This window comes from Kitasatospora cystarginea (genome assembly GCF_039533515.1).
GTDB classification, from domain to species: Bacteria; Actinomycetota; Actinomycetes; order Streptomycetales; family Streptomycetaceae; genus Kitasatospora; species Kitasatospora cystarginea.
The window spans coordinates 213,581-236,001 of sequence record NZ_BAAATR010000005.1 but is presented as its reverse complement, the minus strand read 5'-3'; the positions used below and the strand labels follow the sequence as shown (position 1 = coordinate 236,001).

18 protein-coding genes are annotated in these 22,421 nt (G+C 72.6%); 7 read left to right on the top strand and 11 right to left on the bottom strand.

Annotation, left to right across the window (positions count from 1 at the left end; translation table 11 throughout):
- Positions 1-78 precede the first annotated feature (78 nt).
- From ABD369_RS08385 to ABD369_RS08375, 4 genes are all read right to left on the bottom strand, one after another.
- A complete protein-coding gene (locus tag ABD369_RS08385) occupies positions 79-1,095 on the bottom strand; it encodes an isopenicillin N synthase family dioxygenase (RefSeq protein WP_344635609.1) in 1,017 nt (338 codons plus the stop codon).
- Positions 1,096-1,227: 132 nt separating this feature from the next.
- Positions 1,228-1,302: a putative leader peptide gene (locus tag ABD369_RS41080; RefSeq protein ID WP_425557563.1), complete on the bottom strand. Its 75-nt coding sequence runs from the start codon at positions 1,300-1,302 to the stop codon at positions 1,228-1,230.
- A gap of 81 nt (positions 1,303-1,383) precedes the next feature.
- On the bottom strand, positions 1,384-2,985 hold the full coding sequence (locus tag ABD369_RS08380) for an AMP-binding protein (RefSeq protein WP_344635608.1): 1,602 nt from the start codon (positions 2,983-2,985) through the stop codon (positions 1,384-1,386).
- 520 nt (positions 2,986-3,505) lie between these two features.
- Complete coding sequence (locus tag ABD369_RS08375) at positions 3,506-4,426, bottom strand: oxygenase MpaB family protein (RefSeq protein WP_344635607.1); 921 nt, start codon at positions 4,424-4,426, stop codon at positions 3,506-3,508.
- A 252-nt stretch (positions 4,427-4,678) separates the two neighbouring features.
- Between ABD369_RS08375 and ABD369_RS08370 the strand changes: the two genes are divergently transcribed.
- From ABD369_RS08370 to ABD369_RS08350, 5 genes are all read left to right on the top strand, one after another.
- The gene (locus ABD369_RS08370; RefSeq protein WP_344635606.1) at positions 4,679-6,526 is read left to right on the top strand and encodes a glycoside hydrolase family 15 protein; all 1,848 of its coding nucleotides are present in this window, start codon (positions 4,679-4,681) and stop codon (positions 6,524-6,526) included.
- 124 nt (positions 6,527-6,650) lie between these two features.
- On the top strand, positions 6,651-7,100 hold the full coding sequence (locus ABD369_RS08365; RefSeq protein WP_344635605.1) for a DoxX family protein: 450 nt from the start codon (positions 6,651-6,653) through the stop codon (positions 7,098-7,100).
- Positions 7,101-7,292: 192 nt separating this feature from the next.
- Complete coding sequence (locus ABD369_RS08360) at positions 7,293-8,096, top strand: hypothetical protein (RefSeq protein WP_344635604.1); 804 nt, start codon at positions 7,293-7,295, stop codon at positions 8,094-8,096.
- A 161-nt stretch (positions 8,097-8,257) separates the two neighbouring features.
- Entirely contained in the window at positions 8,258-9,928 is a 1,671-nt protein-coding gene (locus tag ABD369_RS08355) for a DNA polymerase Y family protein (protein WP_344635603.1), read from the top strand.
- A 155-nt stretch (positions 9,929-10,083) separates the two neighbouring features.
- Positions 10,084-13,389, top strand: a complete 3,306-nt coding sequence (locus ABD369_RS08350) for an error-prone DNA polymerase (RefSeq protein WP_344635602.1) — start codon at positions 10,084-10,086, stop codon at positions 13,387-13,389.
- A gap of 225 nt (positions 13,390-13,614) precedes the next feature.
- On the opposite strand, the gene ABD369_RS08345 is transcribed toward ABD369_RS08350, so the two are convergent.
- The 4 genes from ABD369_RS08345 to ABD369_RS08330 all read right to left on the bottom strand — a co-directional run bounded on the left by ABD369_RS08345 (position 13,615) and on the right by ABD369_RS08330 (position 17,375).
- Positions 13,615-14,415: a TIGR03084 family metal-binding protein gene (locus tag ABD369_RS08345; protein ID WP_344635601.1), complete on the bottom strand. Its 801-nt coding sequence runs from the start codon at positions 14,413-14,415 to the stop codon at positions 13,615-13,617.
- Between the two features lie 146 nt (positions 14,416-14,561).
- Positions 14,562-16,094 (bottom strand): AMP-binding protein, encoded by a 1,533-nt coding sequence (locus ABD369_RS08340; protein WP_344635600.1) that lies wholly within the window; start codon positions 16,092-16,094, stop codon positions 14,562-14,564.
- A 106-nt stretch (positions 16,095-16,200) separates the two neighbouring features.
- On the bottom strand, positions 16,201-16,602 hold the full coding sequence (locus ABD369_RS08335) for a MerR family transcriptional regulator (RefSeq protein WP_425557557.1): 402 nt from the start codon (positions 16,600-16,602) through the stop codon (positions 16,201-16,203).
- Complete coding sequence (locus ABD369_RS08330) at positions 16,599-17,375, bottom strand: SDR family NAD(P)-dependent oxidoreductase (protein WP_344635599.1); 777 nt, start codon at positions 17,373-17,375, stop codon at positions 16,599-16,601. Before ABD369_RS08330 ends, ABD369_RS08335 begins: the two co-directional genes overlap by 4 nt.
- Before the next feature lie 215 nt (positions 17,376-17,590).
- Here ABD369_RS08330 and ABD369_RS08325 point away from each other — a divergent pair, with 215 nt between their 5' ends.
- Positions 17,591-17,839, top strand: a complete 249-nt coding sequence (locus ABD369_RS08325; protein ID WP_344635598.1) for a hypothetical protein — start codon at positions 17,591-17,593, stop codon at positions 17,837-17,839.
- A gap of 148 nt (positions 17,840-17,987) precedes the next feature.
- On the opposite strand, the gene ABD369_RS08320 is transcribed toward ABD369_RS08325, so the two are convergent.
- Positions 17,988-18,770 carry a dioxygenase family protein gene (locus ABD369_RS08320; protein WP_344635597.1) on the bottom strand — a complete coding sequence of 261 codons (783 nt, stop codon included), beginning with the start codon at positions 18,768-18,770 and terminating at the stop codon, positions 17,988-17,990.
- 97 nt (positions 18,771-18,867) lie between these two features.
- Here ABD369_RS08320 and ABD369_RS08315 point away from each other — a divergent pair, with 97 nt between their 5' ends.
- The gene (locus ABD369_RS08315; RefSeq protein WP_344635596.1) at positions 18,868-19,362 is read left to right on the top strand and encodes a MarR family winged helix-turn-helix transcriptional regulator; all 495 of its coding nucleotides are present in this window, start codon (positions 18,868-18,870) and stop codon (positions 19,360-19,362) included.
- 431 nt (positions 19,363-19,793) lie between these two features.
- Here ABD369_RS08315 and ABD369_RS08310 read toward each other — a convergent pair whose 3' ends face one another.
- Together ABD369_RS08310 and ABD369_RS08305 are read right to left on the bottom strand one after the other, a co-directional pair.
- A complete protein-coding gene (locus ABD369_RS08310) occupies positions 19,794-20,882 on the bottom strand; it encodes a WD40/YVTN/BNR-like repeat-containing protein (RefSeq protein WP_344635595.1) in 1,089 nt (362 codons plus the stop codon).
- Between the two features lie 64 nt (positions 20,883-20,946).
- Positions 20,947-22,371: a dihydrolipoyl dehydrogenase family protein gene (locus ABD369_RS08305; protein ID WP_344635594.1), complete on the bottom strand. Its 1,425-nt coding sequence runs from the start codon at positions 22,369-22,371 to the stop codon at positions 20,947-20,949.
- Between the last annotated feature and the right edge of the window lie 50 nt (positions 22,372-22,421).

Here is a 22,421-nt window from a genome sequence, read left to right as displayed (position 1 = left end):
CGTCGGCCCGGCCGGTGGGAACGTCGGCGCGCCGCCGACGGGGCGCTGCCCGCCGGTGGCGCGGTCCGACGGCTCCGGCTACGCGCTGGGCACCAGACCGGCGTGGTGGCGGCTGGTGACCTCGGGGTGGGCGCGGAGGTACCCCTTCAGCTCGTTGAATCCGAAGTCGGCGTAGAGCGGGTTGGCCGGGTCCTGGGTGGTGCCGGGCGCGTCCCCGGCGCCCGGGAAGTCCAGCGGCTCGATGTGGGCGTCCAGGCGCGGGTTGTAGAAGAACGGGACCGAGAACCGCTCGCGCGCTCCGGGCGGGCTGACCACCCGGTGGTCGGTGGCCTTGAGGTATCCGTTGGTGGCGACCTCGAGCAGCTCGCCGAGGTTGACCACGAAGGCGCCGGGCATCGGCGGCACGTCCAGGTAGGACCCGTCGTGCTCCACCTGGAGCCCGCCGACCTCGTCCTGGAGCAGCAGGGTGATGAACCCGTAGTCCTTGTGCGAGCCCACGCCCTGTCCGGCGCCGTCGGGCGCGGTACCCGGGTAGCGGACCAGCTTGAGTCGCAGGTGCGGGTGCCCGGCGAAGGCGTGGTCGTAGAAGTCCGGCTCGGCGCCGATCGCGGCGAGCAGTTCGTGCAGCAGCCGTTCGGCCACACCGCTCAGCCGGTCGATCCAGCCCAGTGCCGCGGTGCGCAGCTCCGGCAGCGCCTCGGGCCACTGGTTGGGGCCCTCCAGCCACCAGTACGCGGGCTCCTCGGGGCCGGGGACGTGCGGGGGCAGCTCGGCGCCGATGTCCAGCTGGTCGCGCCAGTCCCGGCTGCCGCCGGTGCGCTCGTCGCCGGTGCGGGTGTAGCCGCGGAAGTGCGGGGAGTTGAGGTTGGACACGGAGAGCCGGTCGGCCTCGGGGAGGGCGAAGAAGGCCCGCATCGTGTCGGTGAGGACGGCCGTCTCGGCCGGGGTTACGCCATGGCCGGTGAGCTGGAAGAAGCCCACCTCGGTCGCCGCCTCCCGCAGGTTGCGGTGCAGGAGGGCGCGGTCCTCGGCGCCGCCGTCGGCGAGTGAGAGGTCGATCACGGGAAGAGCGATGGAACGCGACTGCTGAGTCATGGGTGACATCCGCTGAGTTCGGTGCCCCGGCTGCTCCGGTGGTCGCCGGAAGGCCGTCGCTGCGACGCCACGGGTGGGGGCGGCGCAGCGGTGCCGGGGGAGGGTGGTGCCCGAGGGCGGGGAAGGGCGAGATCAGTCGGAGCGTCGACAGGACATGCTCGTGACGCGGCACAGGTCCACGTGGCGACGACTCATAAGAATAAGCATGCCATCAGGTTAGATGAACTTATGGGGGTGGTCGAACACGTTTCGATAACCACCCGCGGCCCGTGGCCGCCTCCGGTGCGCTCACCGCAGCAGCTCCCGGGCCGCCATCTCGCGCAGTTCGGTCTTGCGGACCTTGCCGCTCACCGTCATCGGGAACGTCCGCACCACCCGCACGTGGCGCGGTGTCTTGAAGTGCGCGAGCCGCCCCGCGCAGTACGCGGTCACGTCCTCGGTGCTGAGGGTGGCCGCCGGGTCGCGCAGCACGACGAAGGCGAAGATCTCCTCGCCCAGCCGGTCGTCCGGTACCCCGACCACCTGGACGTCCGCGATCGCCGGATGGGTGTGCAGGAACTCCTCGATCTCGCGCGGATAGACGTTCTCCCCGCCGCGGATGATCATGTCCTTGATCCGCCCGACCACGGACAGGTAGCCGTCCTCGCGCATCACGGCCAGGTCGCCGGTGTGCATCCAGCCCTCGGCGTCGACCGCCTCCGCGGTGCGCTCGGGCTCGTCCCAGTAGCCGAGCATCACCGAGTACCCCCGGGTGCACAGCTCGCCCGCCTCGCCGCGCGGCGCCGTCCGTCCGCTCTCCGGGTCGATCACCTTCACCTCGACGTGCGGCATCGCCCGGCCGACCGTCTCGGTGCGGCGGGCCAGGTCGTCCGTGCGCCGGGTCATGGTGGAGACGGGGGAGGTCTCGGTCATCCCGTACACGATGGCGACCTCGGCCATGTGCATGTCCGACTGGACCCGCTTCATCACCTCCACCGGGCAGGGTGAGCCGCCCATCAGCCCGGTCCGCAGCGAGGAGAGGTCGTAGGAGTCGAAGTCCGGCAGGCCGAGTTCGGCGATGAACATGGTCGGCACCCCGTACAGCGAGGTGGCCCGCTCGGCGGCGACGGCGCACAGGGCGGCGGCCGGGTCGAAGCCCTGCGAGGGGATCACCACGCAGGCGCCGCGGCTGAGTGCCGCGAGGTTGCCGATCACCATGCCGAAGCAGTGGTAGAAGGGCACCGGCACGCAGATCCGGTCCTGCTCGGTGTAGCCGAGCAACTCGCCCACCGAGTGGGCGTTGTTGAGGATGTTGCGGTGCGAGAGGGTGGCGCCCTTGGGGAAGCCGGTGGTGCCGGACGTGTACTGGATGTTGATCGGCTCGTCGCAGTGCAGCGCCGGGAAGTCGCCCGCGGGGCCGGTCAGTCGCTGCCACTGCGGGTCGCCGATCCACAGTGTCCCGCGCAGCGCGGGACACCGGCCCTCGGTTACCGCCTCGTCGACCATCGCCCGGTAGTCGCTGCCGCGGTAGGCGGACTGGGCCACCAGCAGGCTGACCCCGGACTGGTTCAGCACATACGCCAGTTCATGGCTGCGGTAGGCCGGGTTGACGTTCACCAGGACGGCGCCGAGCCGGGCGGTGGCGTACTGCACCAGTACCCACTCCGGGCAGTTGAGCGCCCAGATGCCCACCCGGTCGCCCTTGGCCACCCCGTGCGCCCGCAGCCCCCGGGCCAACCGGTCGACGTCCGCGGCCAGTTCGCGGTACGTCCAGCGCCGCCCGCTCGGTACGTCCACCAGCGCCTCCCGGTCCGGGAAGGCGGACGCCACCTGGTCGAGGCGCTCTGCGATGGTGCAGGTCAACAGCGGACTCCCGGTACTGCCAAGGGAGTAGGACGCCTGCTCGGTCACCGTTGACCTCCGGCTCTCGGCGGGTGGAGCGGGTGCGTTGGGCTGTGCCCGACCAGGCTTGGCCACGGTCCCCGGTTCGTCAAGAGCGCGCGCCGGCGGGCTCGGGCGCCGGTTGGCCGTCCTCGGCCGTTCGTCGCGGACGGCCGGTATCCGGTGGTCGGTGAACGCGCCCGGCATGGTCCCGTTCACATGGCCCCGGCTCTCTCCGGTGCGGACGTCGACGGCGATGCGACCGCCCGGCCGCCGAGCTCACGGCCCCGTCGGCCACCATCCGTCCCGGCATGCGCACTGTGGGTGGTGGAGGTGAAGCGCGCTGAAGAGGTTTGCCTGTAACTCTTGACCCGCGCCGAATAAGGAGGAAACTGGTCAATACACCGGAAAACCGGACAGAGCCGTTGAGGCTGACGAAGACGTTTGTCAACCGAAGTGGCAATGATCCAGGATCTGGCTAAGCCCCCGGCAAGTTCGCCCGACACCGGAATCAGCAGTGACGACTGAAGGTTTCAGGACGAGATCGGGACTACCGGGGACTGACATGTCCGGGGTCGGTGCCGTCCGTGGGGGTGGGGTCCGCGGCCTTGAACGGACACCCGCCGCTCTCCTCGAAGGTGCCCAGCTCGCTCAGCCGGTAGCCGTTCGGATATCCCCTGACCTGGCTGCTCTCCCGGGCGGGCGCCGGCTTGCGGCGCGGCGGCAGCAGCCGTACCACCCGCCCGCGCAGCCGCAGCGCGGACCGGACCGCCTTCCGCAGCAGGGCGGGCGGCCGGGGGTAGCCGAAGGCCTCGCGCAGCGGGTCGTCCAGCAGGCAGATCGAGGCGGTGTGCACCGCCCCGCCGAATGCCTCCGGGTACCAGCTCGCGGTCAGCGCCAGGGTGGCGTCGGAGACGTCCCGGCCGCCCTGGTCGAAGCCGAAGTGGGCCCGCTCGTAGTCGTCCAGCAGCCGCTCGAACTCCTGGTAGGTCTCCGGGATGTCCCGCAGGCCCATGTGGCGGCCCAGTTCGCGGTAGTAGTTGACGGCGGCCCGCAGCTCGTGCGGGGAGTACGGCCGCCAGCCGTACTCGTCCAGCCAGCGTTTGGGTACCACGACGAAGGTGGACAGGACGTAGAGGTAGTCCTCGTCGGAGATGTCGTAGCGCCGGTGCATCTGGTTCATCCGGCGGATCGCCTCGCGGCCCTGCGCGGAGTCGAAGCCGTGCTCGACCACCGCGTCCAGGATCAGCACCGTGTCGTCGTACCGCTTCTGGGTCCGCTCGGTGAACTCGCCCGTCCTGGCGAGCAGCCGGCCGATGCTCGGCACGGCGTAGGTGCGGTAGAGGGCGAAGCCCAGCGACTGGTTGGTGTCCCACGGGAACTCGTACTGGCTGCTGATCCGGTAGATCTCGGTGAAGTCGGTCTCGGGGTCGAGCTGGTGTATCCGGTCCAACCACGCGTGACGCTTCATCGGGATCCTTCGCCGGCCGCCGCTGCCGCGACTTTCTGTTACTGAACGGTCGGCCAGACTCTACGGCCTGACGCGACATCGGCGCGAGAGGGCCCGGCCGGATCGCGGCCGGGCCCCGGAGCCCGGCCGCGGGCGGGCCGGCGGTGCCGCGACCGCCCCGGAGACCACGGCCGGTTGTCCGCTTCGAGGTCGGGTTTACCATGAAATGCGAGGTTCTCTCGGTGCCCGTACCGCAGCGGTAGGGAGGCCGGTATGGCATTCGACAACGCCGGTTTTGGGGGCGTGGACGGCTCGCGCTATCTGCCGATCTCCGAGCACGGGTTGATCGGCGACCTCCGCACCGCCGCGCTGGTGGGAACTGACGGCACCATCGACTGGTACTGCTGCCCGCGCTTCGACGCACCCAGCGTGTTCGGGGCGATCCTCGACGCAGACCGGGGCGGATCCTTCGAGCTGGCCGCCGATGTCCCGAGCCGCACCAGGCAGTTCTACTTCCCCGACACCAACGTGCTGATCACACGGTTCTTCGCCGCCGACGGGGTGGCGGAGATCCAGGACTTCATGCCGGTCGTCGACGAGTCCCGGGAGGCGGGTCGGCACCGGCTGATCCGGCGGGTGGTGTGCGTGCGCGGCGTGCTGCCGTTCCGGGTCCGGGTGGCGCCCCGGTTCGGTTACGGGGCCGAACCGCACACGGTGCGGCTGGCGGGCCACGAGGCGATCTTCGAGTCGCGGTCGCTGTCGCTGGCGCTCACCACCACCACGACACTGGAGTGCGACGGGAAGGACGTCATCTCGCACTTCAAGCTCCTGGAGGGCGAGTCCGCGGTGTTCGCCCTGGACCGGATCGGCGACCAGGTGGGGCCCAGGGCCTGCCCCAAGGCCGAGGCGGAGGACGAGTTCTGCGCCACGGTCGGGTTCTGGCGCCGCTGGCTGGCCGGTTCGCGCTACCACGGACGCTGGCGGGAGACGGTGCACCGCTCCGCGCTGGTGCTGAAGCTGCTCACCTACGCGCCGACCGGCGCCATCGTGGCCGCACCGACCACCAGCCTCCCCGAGCAGATCGGCGGCGAGCGCAACTGGGACTACCGGTACGTCTGGGTCCGCGACGCCGCCTTCTGCATCTACGCCATGCTCCGGCTGGGCTTCACCTCGGAGGCCGAGGCGTTCATGGGGTTCCTGGACGAGCGGGCGGTCCGGCTGGACCCCGGGCACGACCTCGACGCCACCGGCCCGTTGCAGATCATGTACGGCATCGACGGACGCCGCGAGCTGCCCGAGTACGAGCTCGCCCACCTGGCGGGTCACCTGGGATCGGCGCCGGTCAGGGTCGGCAACGCCGCCACCGGCCAGCTCCAGCTGGACATCTACGGCGCGCTGATCGACTCGGTCTACCTGTACGACAAGTGGGGGCAGCCGATCGGCAGCGACCGGTGGGACGAGGTCGGCGGCGTGGTGGACTGGCTCTGCGACCACTGGGACCAGCCGGACGAGGGCGTCTGGGAGACCCGGGGCGGCCGGAGGAACTTCCTGTACTCCCGGCTGATGTGCTGGGTGGCGATGGAGCGGGCGATCCGGATGGCGCACCGGCGCGGTCTGCCCGCCGACCTCCAGCGCTGGCAGCAGAGCCGTGACGCGATCTACCGGCAGATCATGCGGCGCGGCTGGTCGGCCGAGCGGAAGGCGTTCGTCCAGTGCCTGGACGGCGACGTGCTCGACGCCGCCCTGCTGATGATGCCGATGGCCAAGTTCGTCTCGCCCACCGATCCCAAGTGGCTCTCCACCCTGGACGCGCTCACCGCTGAGCTGGTGTCGGACTCGCTGGTCTACCGCTACGACCCCGAGTCCAGCCCCGACGGCCTGCGCGGCACCGAGGGCACCTTCTCGATCTGCTCCTTCTGGTACGTCGAGGCCCTGGCCCGCGCCGGGCGCCTGGAGGAGGCCCGGCTGGCCTTCGAGAAGATGCTCACCTACGCCAACCACCTCGGCCTCTACGCCGAGGAGATCGGCCCGACCGGCGAGCAACTGGGCAACTTCCCCCAGGCGTTCACCCATCTCTCGCTGATCAGCGCCGCGTTCAACCTGGACCGGGCCCTCGGGTGACGTGGCGTCAGGAGTCGCCACGCGAACAGGTTGCCGGGTTGAGCATCAACTGTGGCTCTTGCCTGGTAGGTTAGCCTGTCCTAATCTGTGCGCGCGTCAATTCCCGGCCTACAGGAGCATGTTCATGCCTTTGTTCAACGCGCGCCTCGATGCTGCCCGGCCCTACGCCCTGGCCCTCTTCCGGATCGCCATGGGCTTCCTCTTCGCCTGTCACGGCGCCGCCTCGCTGTTCGGGGTCCTCGGTGGCGCACCGGGCGGCGGTTCCGTTCCCGCCGGCACCTGGCCGTTCTGGTATGCGGCAGTGATCCAGCTGGCAGGCGGAGTGCTGGTGCTCTCCGGTCTGTTCACCCGTGCCGCCGCGCTGATCTGCTCCGGCTCGATGGCGTACGCGTACTTCGTCGAGCACCAGCGGGCCGCGCTGCTCCCGCTGCAGAACCACGGCGAGCTCTCCGCGCTCTACTGCTGGGCCTTCCTGCTCCTGGTGTTCAGCGGCCCCGGTGCGCTTGCGCTCGACCGGATGCTGGGCGCTCGCCGCAGCGCCCGTCCGGCCGTCGGGGCTGCCACCGCCGTGTGACCTCCACTGCCGGCACCGCCCCCGGGCGGTGTCGGTGGCGAGTCGGCATGTCGGGTGTTCGATTTTGACGTCCGAATGCGGAGCGTGATCGAACGGTCTCGGAGTTCCTCATTTGAGCAGGTCAGAGCGTTTCTGTCGCCCTATCAGATAGTTGGACTTGAATATCACTGAACATATGTTCGATCCTGAAGTGTGCCCACTTTCGATTCCGCGCTGATCCGGCCGGCCACCCTCGCGCCGACCGGGGAAGACCTGCTGCCCGTCCTCCCCGCGCTGGCACCACTGCTGCCCGGCGGCGGGCTGCGGCGAGGCACGGCGGTGTCGGTCCTGGGCGACACCGGACTGCTGCTGGCCCTGGCGGCCGGTGCGGCGGCGGTGGAGGGCACCTGGTCGGCGGCCGTGGGACTGCCCGACCTAGGGCTGACGGCCGCCGCCGGCTACGGCTTCGACCTGCGACGACTGCTGCTCGTGGACGACCCGGGGCAGCACTGGCCGGAGGTCGTCGCGGCCCTGGCCGGAGCGGTCGGGTTGATCCTGCTGCGCCCGGAAGGGCCGGTGTCCGCGCAGCTGGCGGCCAGGCTCACCGCCGTGCTGCGGCGCGGCGGCTGTGCGCTGCTGGTCGCGGGCCCCTGGCCGGGCGCCGGGCTGCGGCTGGCCGTGAAGTCCGCCCGCTGGTTCGGCCTCGGTGAGGGGTACGGACAGCTGGTGGGACGGCAGGCCGAGATCACGGCGGAGGGGCGCGGGGCCGGAGCCCGCGCCCGTTCGGCGCACCTGTGGCTGCCGGACGAACACGGCACGGCGCGGGTGATCGAATCCGCGGAGTCGGTCGAGACGGTGCCCGTCGGGTCTTCCGGGGCTGCTGTGCGCTCCGGGACTGCTGTGCCTCCCGGGGCCACTGTGTTCCCCGGATCCGCCGTGCTTTCCGGGCCCGCCGTGCTTTCCGGGCCCGACGAGGCGGAGCCCGCGCTCGGCGGTCTCGGACTGGCGGTGGTGTGAGCGGTGGTTCGGGCAGCGGTGTGGCGACGGTGTGAGCGGTACGGCGGTGTGAGATGGCGGTGACGGCGGAGCGGGGTCCGAACCCGGACGGGGGCGCAGGCGCCGGTCCGGGCCCGGGCGTGCCGCGGGTACTGGTGGTGTGGTGCCCGGACTGGCCGGTCGTGGCCACGGCGCCGGAAGCCGCCGGTACGGACCGGGCGGTCGCGGTGCTGGAAGCTGGGCGGGTGCTGGCCTGTTCGGACGCGGCCCGGGCCGCGGGCGTCCGCCGCGGGCAGCGGCTGCGGCTGGCCCAGCGGCTCTGCCCGGCGCTGGAGCTCCGCGACCGCGACCCGGAGACCGAGACCCGCCTGTTCGAACCGGTGGTCGCCGCGGTGGAGGCGTTCACGCCCCGGGTCGAGGTGCTGCGCCCGGGGATGTGCGCGATCCCGGTCAAGGGGCCCGGCCGCTACTTCGGCGGCGAGGCGGCGCTGGCCACCCGGGTGCACGCGGCGGTCGCCGCGGCCCTCGCCCGGGGCATGTCCCGGCCCGCCCCGGACGCCCAGGCCGACGCGCCGCCGGAGGCGGGGGTACGGCTGCCGACCGGGCAGCGAGTCCCCGGCGACGGGCCGGAGGCCGCGAACCCCGAGGCCCGGGTGCTGCCGCACTGCCAGGTCGGGGTGGCCGACGGGCTGTTCGCGGCGGTGCTGGCGGCCCGTGCCGGGATACTCGTACCGGACGGCAGGACGGCGGAGTTCCTCGCCCCGTACCCCGTGGCCGCGCTCGGTGACGAGCCGCTGGCCGAACTGCTGGTCCGGCTCGGAGTGCACACCGTCGGCGACTTCGCCGCGCTCTCCGGCCGGGCGGTCGCCGACCGCTTCGGCCCGACCGGGACGGCCGCGCACCGTCGCGCCCGAGGGCTCCAGTCCCGTCCGCTGGTGCCCCGTCCCGAGGGCCTCGACCTCGCGGTGGAACACCGCTTCGACCCGCCGGAGCTGCTCGCCGAACCACTGATCTTCATCGCCCGCACGCTCGCCGAACAGCTGCACACCCGGCTGGCCGCGGCCGGACTGGCCTGCCGGCGCTTCGCCGTCGAGGTGACCTGCGCCGACGGCCGTAGTGCCACCCGCCTCTGGCGGCACGAGGGCAAGCTCGGTCCCTTCGCACTCGCCGAACGCGTCCGCTGGCAGCTCCAGGCCTGGCAGACCGCGGGCACCTTCACGCCGGCTTCCGCCGCCGACTCCACCGACGCCACTGACCCTGCCGACGCCGCAGGCTCCGGTGAACCCGCCGCCTCCGCCGGCTTCACCACGCTGCGCCTCGTCCCCGACGGCCTGGTGCCCGATCAGGGACGGCAGTTGGCGCTCTGGGGCCAGGCCGTGGCCGAGGACCGGGTCGAACGCGCCGTCGCCCGGGTGCAGGCGGTGCTCGGGCACGCCGGACTGCGCCGGGCCGAGCCCGCCGGCGGCCGGGGCCCGGCCGAGCAACTGGCGCGCGTCCCCTGGGGCGAGGCGTACGAGGCACCCGCACCCGCCCCCTGGCCGGGCCGGGTGCAGGACCCGGCGCCCAGCGTGGTGCCGCGCAGCCCGGTCCCGGCCACCGTCCTGGACCCGGACGGCCTGCCCGTCACCGTCAGCGGCCGGGCCGAGGTGTCCGCCCCACCGGCCCGGCTCGTCCTGGACGGCAGGCTGCTGGAGGTCACCGGCTGGACCGGGCCCTGGCCCGCAGTCGAGTACTGGTGGGACCCGGACCGGCGTCGCCGCCGGGCCCGCTTCCAGATCACGGTGGCCGGCGAACGGGCTCTGATGCTCACCGCCGAGGGCGGCCACTGGTCCGTGGAGGCCGCCTACGACTGATACCGCCCGCGACCGGCGCCGTCCGAAACCGGCGCCGGCGTACCGCCGCTACCGCATCCGCGACCGCGCGTGGACGGACGGCACGAAGGAGGCTCCGGCAGGCCGAACCGCACCACCGCACCACCCCGCACCACCCCGACGGAGCACGACCCGCGATGGGATTCACCAGTCACCCCTCACTCCCCTGGAACGAGTTGCGCCGCCGCATGGCCGGCCGACCGGGCGAGTCCGCGCCCGCGCCCGTGCGTACCGGCAGGTTCGAGCCAGGGGCCGACCGGACCGGCGGGCCCGCGCCCGCGCGTACCGGCGGCGATGTCGTACCGCTGCGCCGCCGCCCGTCCCCGCGCACGCCGTCGCCGTCCCAACTCCCGCCCGGGGCGGGAGTCCCGTGGGCGGAGCTGCACACCCACTCGGCGTTCAGCTTCCTCGACGGCGCGAGCGATCCCGAGGTGCTGGCCGAGGAAGCGGTCCGGCTCGGTATCGAGACCGTCGGGCTCACCGATCACAACGGCCTGTACGGGGCGGTGCGGTTCGCCGACGCGGCAAAGGACCTGGGACTGCGGACCGTCTTCGGCGCCGAGCTCGGGCTGAGCCCCGACGAGCATCTGCTGGTCCTGGCCCGCGGCCCGGCCGGCTACCGCCGCCTGTCCGCCGAGATCAGTGCCGCCCAGCTCGCGGGCGGTGCCAAGAACCGTCCGGCGTACGACTTCGCCAGGCTCGCCGCCGCCCACCAGGGCCAGTGGGCGGTGCTCACCGGCTGCCGCAAGGGACGGGTACCCGCCGCGCTGGCCTCCGGCGGTCCGGCGGCGGCGAAGCGCGAACTCCAGCTGCTGATGGAGGCGTTCGGCCGGGAGAACGTCCATGTCGAACTGATCGACCAGCGCCTGCCCGGCGACGACCTGCGCAACGACCGGCTGGCCGCGCTCGCGGCGGAGCTCGGTCTGACCGCCGTCGCCTCCAACAACGTGCACCACGCCACCCCGGCCGAGGCCAGACTGGCCCAGGGGCTGGCCGCACTGCACGAGCGCCGCACCGTCGAGCAGGCGGCCGGCTGGACGCAGGCCTCCGGCACGGCCCATCTGCGGTCCGGCCGCGAGATGGCCGCCCGGTTGGCCCGCTACCCGGGCGTCCAGCAGGCCACCGTGGAACTGGGCCGCGCCTGCGCCTTCGACTTCGGCGGACTGGACCCCCGGCTCCCGGGCTTCCCGGTGCCCGAGGGGCAGAGCGAGACCGGCCAGCTGCGCGCCCTGGTCGCCGAGGCCGGCCCGGTCCGGTTCGGTGCCGGCAACGAACCCGCGCTGCGCCAGCTCGCCCGCGAACTCGACGTCATCGAACAGCTGGACCTGGCCGGGTACTTCCTCATCGTCCACGACATCGTGGACTTCTGCCGGAAGCAGGACATCTGGTGCCAGGGCCGGGGCTCCGCCGCCAACTCCGCCGTCTGCTACGCCCTCGGCATCACCGCCGTGGACCCGATCCGCTACCGGCTGCTCTTCGAGCGCTTCCTCAGCGTCGAACGCGACGGGCCGCCCGACATCGACCTCGACATCGAGAACCGCCGCCGCGAGGAGGTCATCCAGTACGTCTACCGCCGCTACGGGCGCGAGCACGCCGCCCAGGTCGCCAACGTCATCACCTACCGGCCCCGGCTGGCGCTGCGCGACGCTGCCCGGGTGCTCGGCTACCCGCAGGGGCAGATCGAGGCCTTCACCCGGCAGGTCGACTTCCACGGCCCACCCGGGGCGGACGCGGTGATCCCCGCCGACGTGCTCGACCTCGGCCGCCAACTCCACGGGCTGCCGAGGCATCTGGGCATCCACTCGGGTGGCATGGTGCTCACCCGGGAACCGGTCGGCGAGATCTGCCCCACCGAGTGGGCCCGGATGCCGGGGCGCTCGGTGCTGCAGTGGGACAAGGACTCCACCGCCGGAGCCGGGCTGGTCAAGATCGACCTGCTCGGTCTCGGCATGCTCTCCGCCCTGCACGACACCTGCGACCTGATCGCCGCCCACCACGGCCGCCGGCTCGACCTGGCCGCCATTCCGCCGGATGACGAGGCGGTGTACGAGATGCTCTGCCGGGCCGACACGGTCGGCGTCTTCCAGGTCGAGTCGCGGGCCCAGATGGCCACCCTGCCGAGACTGAAGCCGCGCGAGTTCTACGACCTGGTGGTCGAGGTCGCGCTGATCCGACCCGGACCGATCCAGGGCGGCTCCGTCCACCCCTACCTGCGCCGCCGCGCCGGGGTCGAACCGGCCCACTGCCCGCACCCGTTGATGGAGAACGCCCTGAGCAAGACCCTCGGGGTGCCGCTGTTCCAGGAGCAGATGATGCAACTGGCCATCGACTGCGCCGGGTTCACCCCGGCCGAGGCCGACCGGCTGCGCCAGGCGATGGGCGCCAAACGCTCCCACCGGCGGGTCGCCGAACTGCGGCAGCGCCTGCTGGACGGCATGGCCGAGCGCGGCATCCGCGCCGACATCGCCGAGGACGTCTACGTCAAGATCGAGGCGTTCTCCAACTACGGCTTCCCGGAGAGCCACGCGATCAGCTTCGCCTACCTGGTGTACGCCAGTGCCTGGCTCAAGCACCACTACCCGGCCGCCTTCACCTGCGCCCTGCTGGCCAACCAACCCATGGGCTTCTACTCGCCGTTGAGCCTGGTCGCCGATGTCCGGCGGCACGGCGTCCAGGTCCTCGGGGTGGACGTCAACGCCAGTGCCCCGAGGCCCACCCTGGAAGGCGTCCCGGTCCTGCCCGGCCGCGGCCGTCCCGGCCGTCCCGTCAATCCGCAGCCCGCCATCCGGCTCGGGCTGACCACCGTCCGGGGGATCGGCGCCCCGCAGGCCGAGGCGATCGCCGCCGGGCAGCCCTACGCGGACCTGGAGGACTTCGCCCGGCGCACGGTCCTGCCCGCGCCGGTCCTGGAGGCACTGGCCACGGCCGGGGCCTTCGGCTGCTTCGGGCTGACCAGGCGCCAGGCGCTGTGGTCCGCCGGGGTGTACGCGACCGTCTCGCCGGACACCCTGCCGGGAACCGCCCCCGGTGTGGACGCGCCGCCGCTGCCCGCCATGACTCCGGTCGAGGAGACCATCGCCGACCTCTGGGCCACCGGCACCTCCGCCACCAGCCACCCCATGCAGCACCTGCGCCCCACCCTCGACCGGGGCGGAGTCCTCCCGGCATCGGCCCTCCCGGGGATCGAGCCCGGCACCTCCGTCCTGGTCGGCGGACTGGTGACGCACCGTCAGCGTCCACCGACCGCAGGCGGTGTCCTCTTCCTCAGCCTGGAGGACGAGACCGGACTGATCAACGTCGTGTGCAACCGCATGGTCTGGGAGCCCAACCGCCGCACCGCCCTGGACCGGGCCGGCCTCCTCGTCCACGGCCTGGTGGAGCGCGACCACGGCGCCACCAACTTGGTCGCCACCCGTCTGACCGCGCTCCGCATCGGTGTCTGAGGCATCGGTACCGAGCTCCGGGAGCCTGGCGTCCGGCCCTCATGCGGTCAGCTGGGTGCCCTGATTGCCGTCGGGCGGAGCCCCGGGTTGTGTGCCACGGAGCGCCGAAGGCCCGGCCGCCTTCGCCTGTGCCGGGGCTGTCGGACGGTTAGGCTGCCCGGTCGGACAGGAGATCCCCTGCCTCGGCTCCGGCGGCGGACGCCGACCATGCGTCGGTGGGTCCGGTCAGCCGGCCGCTCCCGGCAGCCGGCCGCCTCCGGGAGGACCCGCGAACGCCTGGGCGATCGGCAGCCAGGCCGACGCCGTGGCGCCCTCGGCGTGCAGTGCCAGGTCGTCCCGGTGTCGACGCTGGGTCACCAGAAGGCAGAAGTCCAGTGCGGGACCGCTCACCCGGTCGGCCGCGCCCTCGGGGCCCCAGGTCCACAATTCGCCGGTGGGTGCGGAGAGTTCAACGCGGAGCGGCAGGTCGGGTGGCGGTACCGGCAGTCCGTGGAGGGCGAACGCGAACCCCATGGTCCGTACGCCCAGGTGGGCCACCTGCCGCAGCCGGCCCGTCGGCTCGCGCTCCACGCCGAGGGCGTCCGCGACGTCCTGCCCGTGTGCCCAGGTCTCCATCAGCCGGGCGGTGGCCATGGTGGCGGGCTTCATCGGCGGCCCGAACCACGGCAGCCGGAGCCCGGCGGCCTCGGCCTCACGCAGGGCGGACGCCAACTCCGCCCGCCCCGCGCGCCAGCGGTCCAGCAGTACGGCGCCCTCCTCGCCCGCGCCCTCCGCCGCGCCCGCCTCGATTGGATCCGCGCCGGAGGTGAACTCCCGCTCGGCGGCGGCCCGGAAGCCCTCCGGGTCGCGGGCCGCCAGCAGCGACCAGCGGTCCGTCCAGGCCAGGTGGGCGATCTGATGGGCGATGGTCCAGCCGGTGGCCGGGGTCGGGGTGGCCAGCCCGGCCCCGGCCAGTCCGGCGACCAGGTCGTCCAGGTCGGCGCTCTCCGCCCGCAGGTCGTCCAGTAGCGAGGTGAGCTCTGCCATCCGGGTGCCCTTCCTACGTCTCCAACGGCGAGGTGCTGCGGCATCCACAGCGTAACGGCCGCGCCGGGCCGGGCGGTCGGGATTTTGGTCAGGAGTCCGTCGCCCGGCCGGACCGATCCGATGGACCGTCACCCGGCCCGCCGCGGTCAGTTGACCTGCCGCTCGTGTCCCTCCCAGTAGGGCGAGCGCAGCCGGAACTTCTGCAGCTTGCCGGTGGCGGTCCTGGGCAGCGCGTCACGGAACTCCAGCGAGGTCGGGCACTTGTAGCCGGCCAGCCGCTGCTTGCAGTGCGCGATCAGCTCCGCCTCGTCGGCGCGGTGCCCGTCCTTGAGGACGACCAGCGCCTTGACCGTCTCGCCCCACTTGGCGTCCGGCACGCCGATCACCGCGACCTCCAGGACCGCCGGGTGGCGGTAGAGGCAGTCCTCCACCTCGATCGAGGAGACGTTCTCGCCACCGGAGATGATGACATCCTTCTTCCGGTCGGCGATGGCGAGGTAGCCGTCCGTCAGGGTGCCGCCGTCGCCGGTGTGGAACCAGCCGTCCTTCAGCACCGCCTCCGTCTCCTCCGCCTGCTGCCAGTAGCCCTCCAGCACCGTGTTGGAGCGGACGAGCACCTCACCCTGCCCGTCCACCCGCAGCCGGGTGCCCAGCGCGGGCGCACCGGCCTGCGCCAGCTTCCCGGCCCGCTCGGCGGCGGGGAGCGCGTCCCACTCGGCCCGGCCGCGGTTGACCGTGACCAGGGGAGAGGTCTCGGTCAGGCCGTAGAGCTGCATGAACTCCCAGCCCAACTCGTCCTCGAAGCGCTGCACCAGCGCGGTGGGCGGCGGTGCGCCGGCGAGGACCATGCGGACCCGGTCCCGCCCCGGGACCGGCCCGTCCCAGTCGGCGGCGGCCTCCAGGATCATCGCCGCGACGGCGGGTGCGCCGCTCAGGAAGGTCACCCCGTGCCGCTCGACCCGGCGCAGGATCTCGGCGCCGTCCACCTTGCGCAGGATGACGTGCTGGGCGCCGAGCCCGGTCAGCCCGAACGGCAGGCCCCAGCCGTTGACGTGGAACAGCGGCAGCGTGTGCAGATAGACGTCCCGGTCGCTCGCCCCGAAGTGCAGTCCCATCAGCACCGCGTTGAGCCACAGGTTGCGGTGGGTGAGCTGGACTCCCTTGGGACGGGCGGTGGTTCCGCTGGTGTAGTTGACGGTCGCGGTCTGCGACTCGCTGACCGGGTGCCGGACCGGCTCGTTCGCGAAGTCGTACAGCACCTCGTCGCTCCCGGCGCCGAGCACGAACCGGTGCTTGACCGCGATCCCGGCGAGCGCCTCGTCCAGTTCCGGGTCCACCAACAGGACGGAGGCACCGCTCTGTTCGACGATGTACGCCACCTCCTCCGCCTTCAGCCGGAAGTTGACCGGTACCAGGATCCGGCCGTGGCCGCTCACCCCGTACAGCGAGGTCATCAGGCGGGCCGAGTTGTGCGAGACGACGGCGACCCGCTCGCCGGGACCGACGCCGAGCCGGTCCAGGCCGGCGGCCTGGGCGCGGGCCAGCTGAGCCATCCGTCGGTACGTCACCTCGCCCCAGGATTCGGCTGGTTGAACCGGCTCGTCGACCAGGCCGACGCGGTCTCCGTAGACCAGCTCGGCCCGGTCGAGGAAGTCCATCACGGTGAGTGGTGTCTGCATGACGCCACTCTGCCCGGCCTCGCCGCCTCCCGCCTACCCCTGATCGTGAGCGCGGCCGTGGTGTTGCCCGTAACTCCGCCCATCAGTCCGGCCGGCATCCGGATCGTCACCCTGTCATCACTCCAGGCGTCACTCCGGCCGAGCGCAGGGCGGCCGCGAGGCGGTCGCGCACCTCGCGCTGCGCCGCGATCCGCCGTTCCAGCACGGCGAGCCGGTCCAGCGCCACCCGCAGGCCCTTCGCGGAGGGGGCGGCGGTGGTCAAGTCGCCGTCCAGGCAGGGCAGGAAGACCCGGACGTCTTCCAGGGTCAGGCCGGCGTCCAGCAGATGGCGGATGTTGCGTACCCGATTGACGGCTTCGACACCGTACGACCGGTAGCCGTTGTCCGAACGCTCGGAGTGGACCAGGCCGGCCTGCTCGTAGTGCCGCAGGGCACGGACCGACACGCCAGAGGTCGCGGCCAGTTCACCGATCCGCACCGTCGCCCCCACGCACCCCGCCGGTCTCATGCGACGACCGCGCCGCCGTCCACGGGGAAGACTACGCCGGTGACGAAGGAGCTCTGCGGGCAGGCCAGCCGGGTGATCGCCCAGGCGACCTCCTCGGGCCGGCCGAGCCGGCCGAGCGGGGTGTGGGCGATCTGCCAGTCGCGGATCCGGGCGCTCTGCTCCGGCGTGTGTCCCGCATGCTCGCCGATCGGCGTCTCGATCGCACCCGGGGCGACGGCCACCACCCGGACGCCGCGCGGAGCGAGCTCCACCGCCCAGCTGCGGGTGAGGAGTTCCAGCGCGGACTTGGTGGCCGCGTACACCGCGGCGCCACCGGGCCAGGCGCGCTGACCGACCGAGGTGGTGACGTTGACGACCACGCCGCGGGCGGCGGTCAGCGCGGGAAGTGCGGCCTGGGTGAGCAGGATCGGGGCGGTGAGGTTGGTGGCCAGCAGCGGTTCGAGCGCGGCGGGTGAGATGCCGCCGAGCGGTGTGCTGCGGGTGATCCCCGCGTTGTTCACCAGGACGTCCAGGCGCCCGTGCCGGGCCAGCGCGGTTTCGACGAGCCGATCGCACGCACCGGGGGCGGTGATGTCGGCGGACAGGGGAGTGATCCGGGAGGAGGCGCAGCCGGCGGCCGTCTCGGCGAGGGGCCCGGGACGGCGCCCGACGGCCACCACCTCGGCGCCGAGGGCGGCGAACTCGTGTGCGGTGGCGCGGCCGATCCCGGTCCCCGCGCCCGTGACCACGACGACCTTTCCGTGCAGCGGGGTGGTGCTGTCGATGCTGTTCATGGGGAGAGCGTGCAACCCTGCCGCCAGTGTCAGGGTCAAGGGCGGCCGCACGGAGGCGGCCTCCGGTGTCGGCGGGCGGCTGCTCGGCCGTACCGGTGTATTTCGTGGTCCGTGAGGGTGGATCGGGTGCGTCCGGTTGCCGGGTCGCGCTCCGGTGCGCCGAAGATCGTGGCGTCCTGTCAGCAATCTGGTTCCGCACCACATCCGGAGGACTCATGCGCACCTCGATCGCCAGGATCGCCGCTGCGGCGGCCATGGCCGGCGTCGCTCTCATCGGCGGCGCCGATGTGGCCTTCGCCCACCACCTCGATGCGGTCGTGTCCCCGAACGGCGCCTACGCCGTCGGCGGCGACGCGACCGACACCGCTGCCGGTGGCGTGGCCGCCGCGGTCGGTGGTGACGCCGACGCCAGTGGCGCCGGTGGCACCGCCTTCGCGGTCGGTGGTGATGCGGACGCCGGCTGACCGCAGGGTTCGAAGGGCCGATCGGGCGATCAACGGGCGCTCCCGGTCGGCCCTTCGGGCTGCCGGGAGGCGGAGTGGCGGTGCGGGGCCGGGACGCGGTGGGTCGAGGGGGCGGTGGGCGAGGGGTGGGACGGGACGGGGCGGCGGCTCAGCCGAGTTGGATCGAGCGCTTGGCGAGGCCCATCCAGAAGCCGTCGATGACGCTGCGCTGCGAGCCGAGGTCGGCCTCTCCCGCGCCGAGGGTGACGAAGAGCGGTGCGAAGTGCTCGGTCCGGGGGTGGGCCAACCTCGCGGCGGGAGCCTTGCGTTCGAAATCGAGCAGTGCGTCCAGGTCCTGGGCGGCCATGGCGCGCCGGCCCCAGTCGTCGAACTCGGCCATCACGGAGGGCACTCGGCCGTCGGGGCTGATCGCCCGCAGGTTGTGGGTGAAGAAGCCACTGCCGACGATCAGTACGCCCTCGTCGCGCAGCGGAGCCAGCCGGCGGCCGATCTCCAGTAGCCGCTGGGGGTCGAGGGTCGGCATCGAGACCTGGAGCACCGGGACGTCGGCGTCCGGGAACATTTCCACCAGCGGCACGTAGGCGCCGTGGTCCAGCCCGCGGTCGGGGATGTCCTGGAGCGGGACGCCGGGGGCGCGCAGCAGCTTGCGTACGCTCTCCGCGAGCTCCGGTGCGCCAGGGGCGGCGTACTGGACCCGGTAGTAGTGCTCGGGGAAGCCCCAGAAGTCGTAGACCAGTGGCACGGGGGTGGTCGCACCCAGGGCTAGCGGGGCCTCCTCCCAGTGCGCGGAGATCATCAGGATCGCCCTCGGCCGGGGCAACCCGGCCGACCAGGCGGCCAGCTCGCCGGGCCAGACCGGATCGTCGGCCAGCGGGGGTGCGCCGTGCGAGAGGTAGAGAGCGGGCATGCGCGTGGGGGCGGCGGTGGTCATGGTCTGCTCGACTCCCGGCTAAGTAGTTCAAATTTGAACCGTGCATGTTCGACGGTACACCTTAGTTCGAATTTGAACAACAGGGTAGAATGGCGTCATGGATAAACCCCGTTGGCTCGACGAGCAGGAGATGGCTGCCTGGCGGGGCTTCGTCGTCGCCAGCAACCTGATCGAACGGCGCTTGGAGCAGCAGCTCAAGGAGAACGCCGGACTCTCCCACACCCAGTACGAGATCCTGGTGCAGCTCTCCGCGGTGCCCGACGGCTCGCTGCGGATGACCGATCTGGCCGACCGGCTGGTCACCTCCAAGAGTGGCCTGACCTACCAGGTCACCCAGATGGAGAAGGCGGGGATGGTCCGCCGCCGCTCCTGTGCCAGCGATGTGCGCGGGGTGTTCGCCGAGCTGACCGAGGAAGGCTGGCGAGTCCTGCGGGAGGCCGCGCCGGGGCATGTCGCCACCGTGCGCGAGGTGCTGATCGACGTGCTGAGCCGGGAACAGCTGGCGATGCTGGGCGAGAGTCTGGGTGAGGTCAGCGATCGGCTGCGGGCGGCCGAGCGCCGGAGTGCGGAACGCGGGGGCGCGGAACGCTGACGGTGGTGCACGGCCGGCGGATCGGCGCGCGGGTCGCTTCGGTCCTCGAGGTTGGCGGGCCACGGCCGGCGGGCGAGAACCCGTTCGACCTGGTTGCCCCCGCCCCGCCTTCCCCGCCCTCGCCGACGCCCTCCGCGACGCTGCAGGCAAGCGCATCACTGGGCCGAGATCGACCCGCCGGCGGGCAGTAGATCCAACTCGCCACCAGCATCGACGGCTCCCCGCTTGAGATGACCTCGATTCGGGATCGCTCGCAGCCGTCGTCCCACGGCTGCCCTCTTGGCTCCGAGCCCTGTTCCGCGCCTGCCGTCTCGGAGTTGCTCCCGGGTTCGTCACCGCGGAGCTGTTCGCATAGCGGCTCTCTCGAAGCTGCTCGCAGGGCCCCTCGCTCAGGACGCCTCCGCCGGGGCGGTGCCGCGACGGCCCCTCGTTCAGGACAGCGCCGCCGCCCGGACGCAGAGCACGTCCGGCAGGTGCGAGGTGATCAGCGCCCAGCTGTCGCCGTCGTTCGCGCTGCCGTAGACCTCGCCGTTGCGGTTGCCGAAGTACACCCCGGCCGGTTCGCCGTCGTCGGTGCAGAGCGCGTCGCGCAGCACCACACCGTAGTGGTCTCCTTCCGGCAGGCCGTCGGAGAGCGGGTGCCAGCTGGCGCCCGCGTCCTGGGTGCGGAAGATCCGGCAGCGGTGGCCGACCGGGAGCCGGGCGTAGTCGGCGTCGAGCGGGAAGAGGTAGGCCGTGCCGGACTGCCGGGGGTGGGTGGCGACGCCGAAGCCGAACGTGGCGGGGAGGCCGTCGCCGACGTCCTGCCAGTGGCCGCCGCCGTCGTCACTGCGGTAGACCCCGCCGTGGTTCTGCAGGTAGAGGCGGTCGCGGTCGACGGGGTCGGCCGCCACCTTGTGCACGCACTGGCCGAACTCCGGGTACTGGTTCGGCAGGAACGGCGCCCGGATACCGGCGTTGGAGGGATGCCAGGCCCGCCCGCCGTCCGCCGTGCGGTACACCCCGCCGGCGGAGACCGCCACCGTCAGCACGTTCGCGTCGCGCGGATCGGTGATGACGGTGTGCAGGCCCTGGCCGCCGAACCCGGCCGCCCAGTCCTTGCGTTGCGGGTGGGACCAGAGCGACTCGTCCAGGGTGAAGCTCTCACCGCGGTCCTCCGAGCGGAACAGGGCGGCGGGCTGTGTCCCCGCGTACACCACGCCGGGGGCCTCGTTCCCCGCGGGCTGGAGCTGCCAGACCCGCTCCAGCGAGGTCCCGGTGTGCGCGGGGAAGCGCACGGCCGGGCGGGGCGGGTCCTGCCAGCTCGCCCCCAGGTCGTCGGACCACTGCACGGACGGTCCCCAGTGGCTGCTGTCGGCCCCGACCAGCAGCCGCACCCGTCCGTCCCGCCGGTCGATCCCGATCGAGTAGATCGCGTTCATCTGGAAGTGCGGCCCGCTGAACTCCCACCGCACCCGGTCGGGGCTGCGTCCCAGGAAGAGGCCCTTCTGCGTGCCGACGGCCAACAGTGTCCCGCTCATCTGATCTCCTTCGTGGATACCCCCGGCTGCCGCGCGCCCCCGGCGTGTCGACCGCCTCGACAGCTCACCCGCTGTCCCGGCACGTCTCCAGCAGTCGCAGCCACACCTCGCTGATGGTCGGGAAGGCCGGGACCGCGTGCCAGAGCCGGTCGATCGGGACCTCGCCGACCACGGCCACGGTGGCGGAGTGCAGCAGTTCGGCCACGGCCGGGCCGACGAAGGTCGCGCCGACGACCACCCGGCGTTCAAGGTCGAGCACGATCCGGGCCCGCCCCTGGTAACCGTCGGTGTAGAGCGAGGCGCCGGAGACCTGGCCGAGTTCGTAGTCGATCGCCCGCACGCGCAGTCCCGCGCGCTCGGCGGCGTCGAGGGTCAGACCGACCGCCGCCGCTTCCGGCTCGGTGAAGACCACCTGGGGCGGCCCCGCGGTGTCCGCGCTGGCCGCGTACTCGCCCCAGCGCACGGAGGTGTCCGGTTGCTCCCCGCGGGCGCGGGCGACGATCGCGGCGCCGGCGATCCGCGCCTGGTACTTTCCCTGGTGGGTGAGCAGGTTGCGGTGGTTGACGTCGCCGACGGCGTAGAGCCAGCCGCCCTGTACCGTCTTGACCAGGCAACTGTCGTCCACGTCGAGCCAGTTGCCGGGGGAGAGGCCGATGCTCTCCATTCCGATGTCGTCGGTGCGGGGCAACCGCCCGGTGGCGTAAAGCACTTGGTCGGCCACCAGCTCCCCGTCGCCGCCGAGGGTGAGCGTCACCGGCCCGTCACGGTGCAGCGCGGTGACCTCGGTGTGGAACCGTACGTCAACTCCGGCCTCCCGCAGGCCCTCGGCGACCAGCTCGCCCGCGAAGGACTCCATCCGTCCCAGCAGCCGCCCTCCGCGGGCCAGCACGGTGACCTCGGAGCCCAGTGAGCGCCAGGCGGCCGCCATCTCGACGGCGACCACGCCGCCGCCGACCACCGCCAGCCGGGGCGGTACGACGGCGGAGCTGGTGGCGTCCCGGCTGGTCCAGGGGTGGGCCTCGGCCAGCCCGGGGATGTGCGGCAGGGCGGGGCGGCTGCCGGTGCACACGGCGACGGCGTGCCGGGCGGTCAGCAGCCGTTCGTCGTCGACCAGCACGGCCCGCTCACCCGCCAGTCGACCGTGCCCGCGCACCAGGTCGATCCCGGCCGAGCGGAGCCACTCGACCTGGCCGTCGTCGTGCCAGTGGGAGGTGAACTCGTCCCGGTAGGCCAGTACGGCGGCCGTGTCCAGACCGCCGTTGACGGCCTGCTTGGCACCGGGCAGGGCGCGTACGTGGGCCAGCGCGCTGCCCGGTCGCAGCAGTGCCTTGCTCGGGATACAGGCCCAGTACGAGCACTCGCCGCCGACCAACTGGCTCTCCACGATGACGGTGCTCAACCCGGCGGCGCGGGTGCGGTCGGCGACGTTCTCGCCGGCCGGACCCGCGCCGAGGACCACCACGTCGTACTGCTCGGGTTGCGGGGTCATGGCTCTCGCTCTCGCTCTGCTGCCGCTGTGCGTGCGCTGCCGCCGCCATC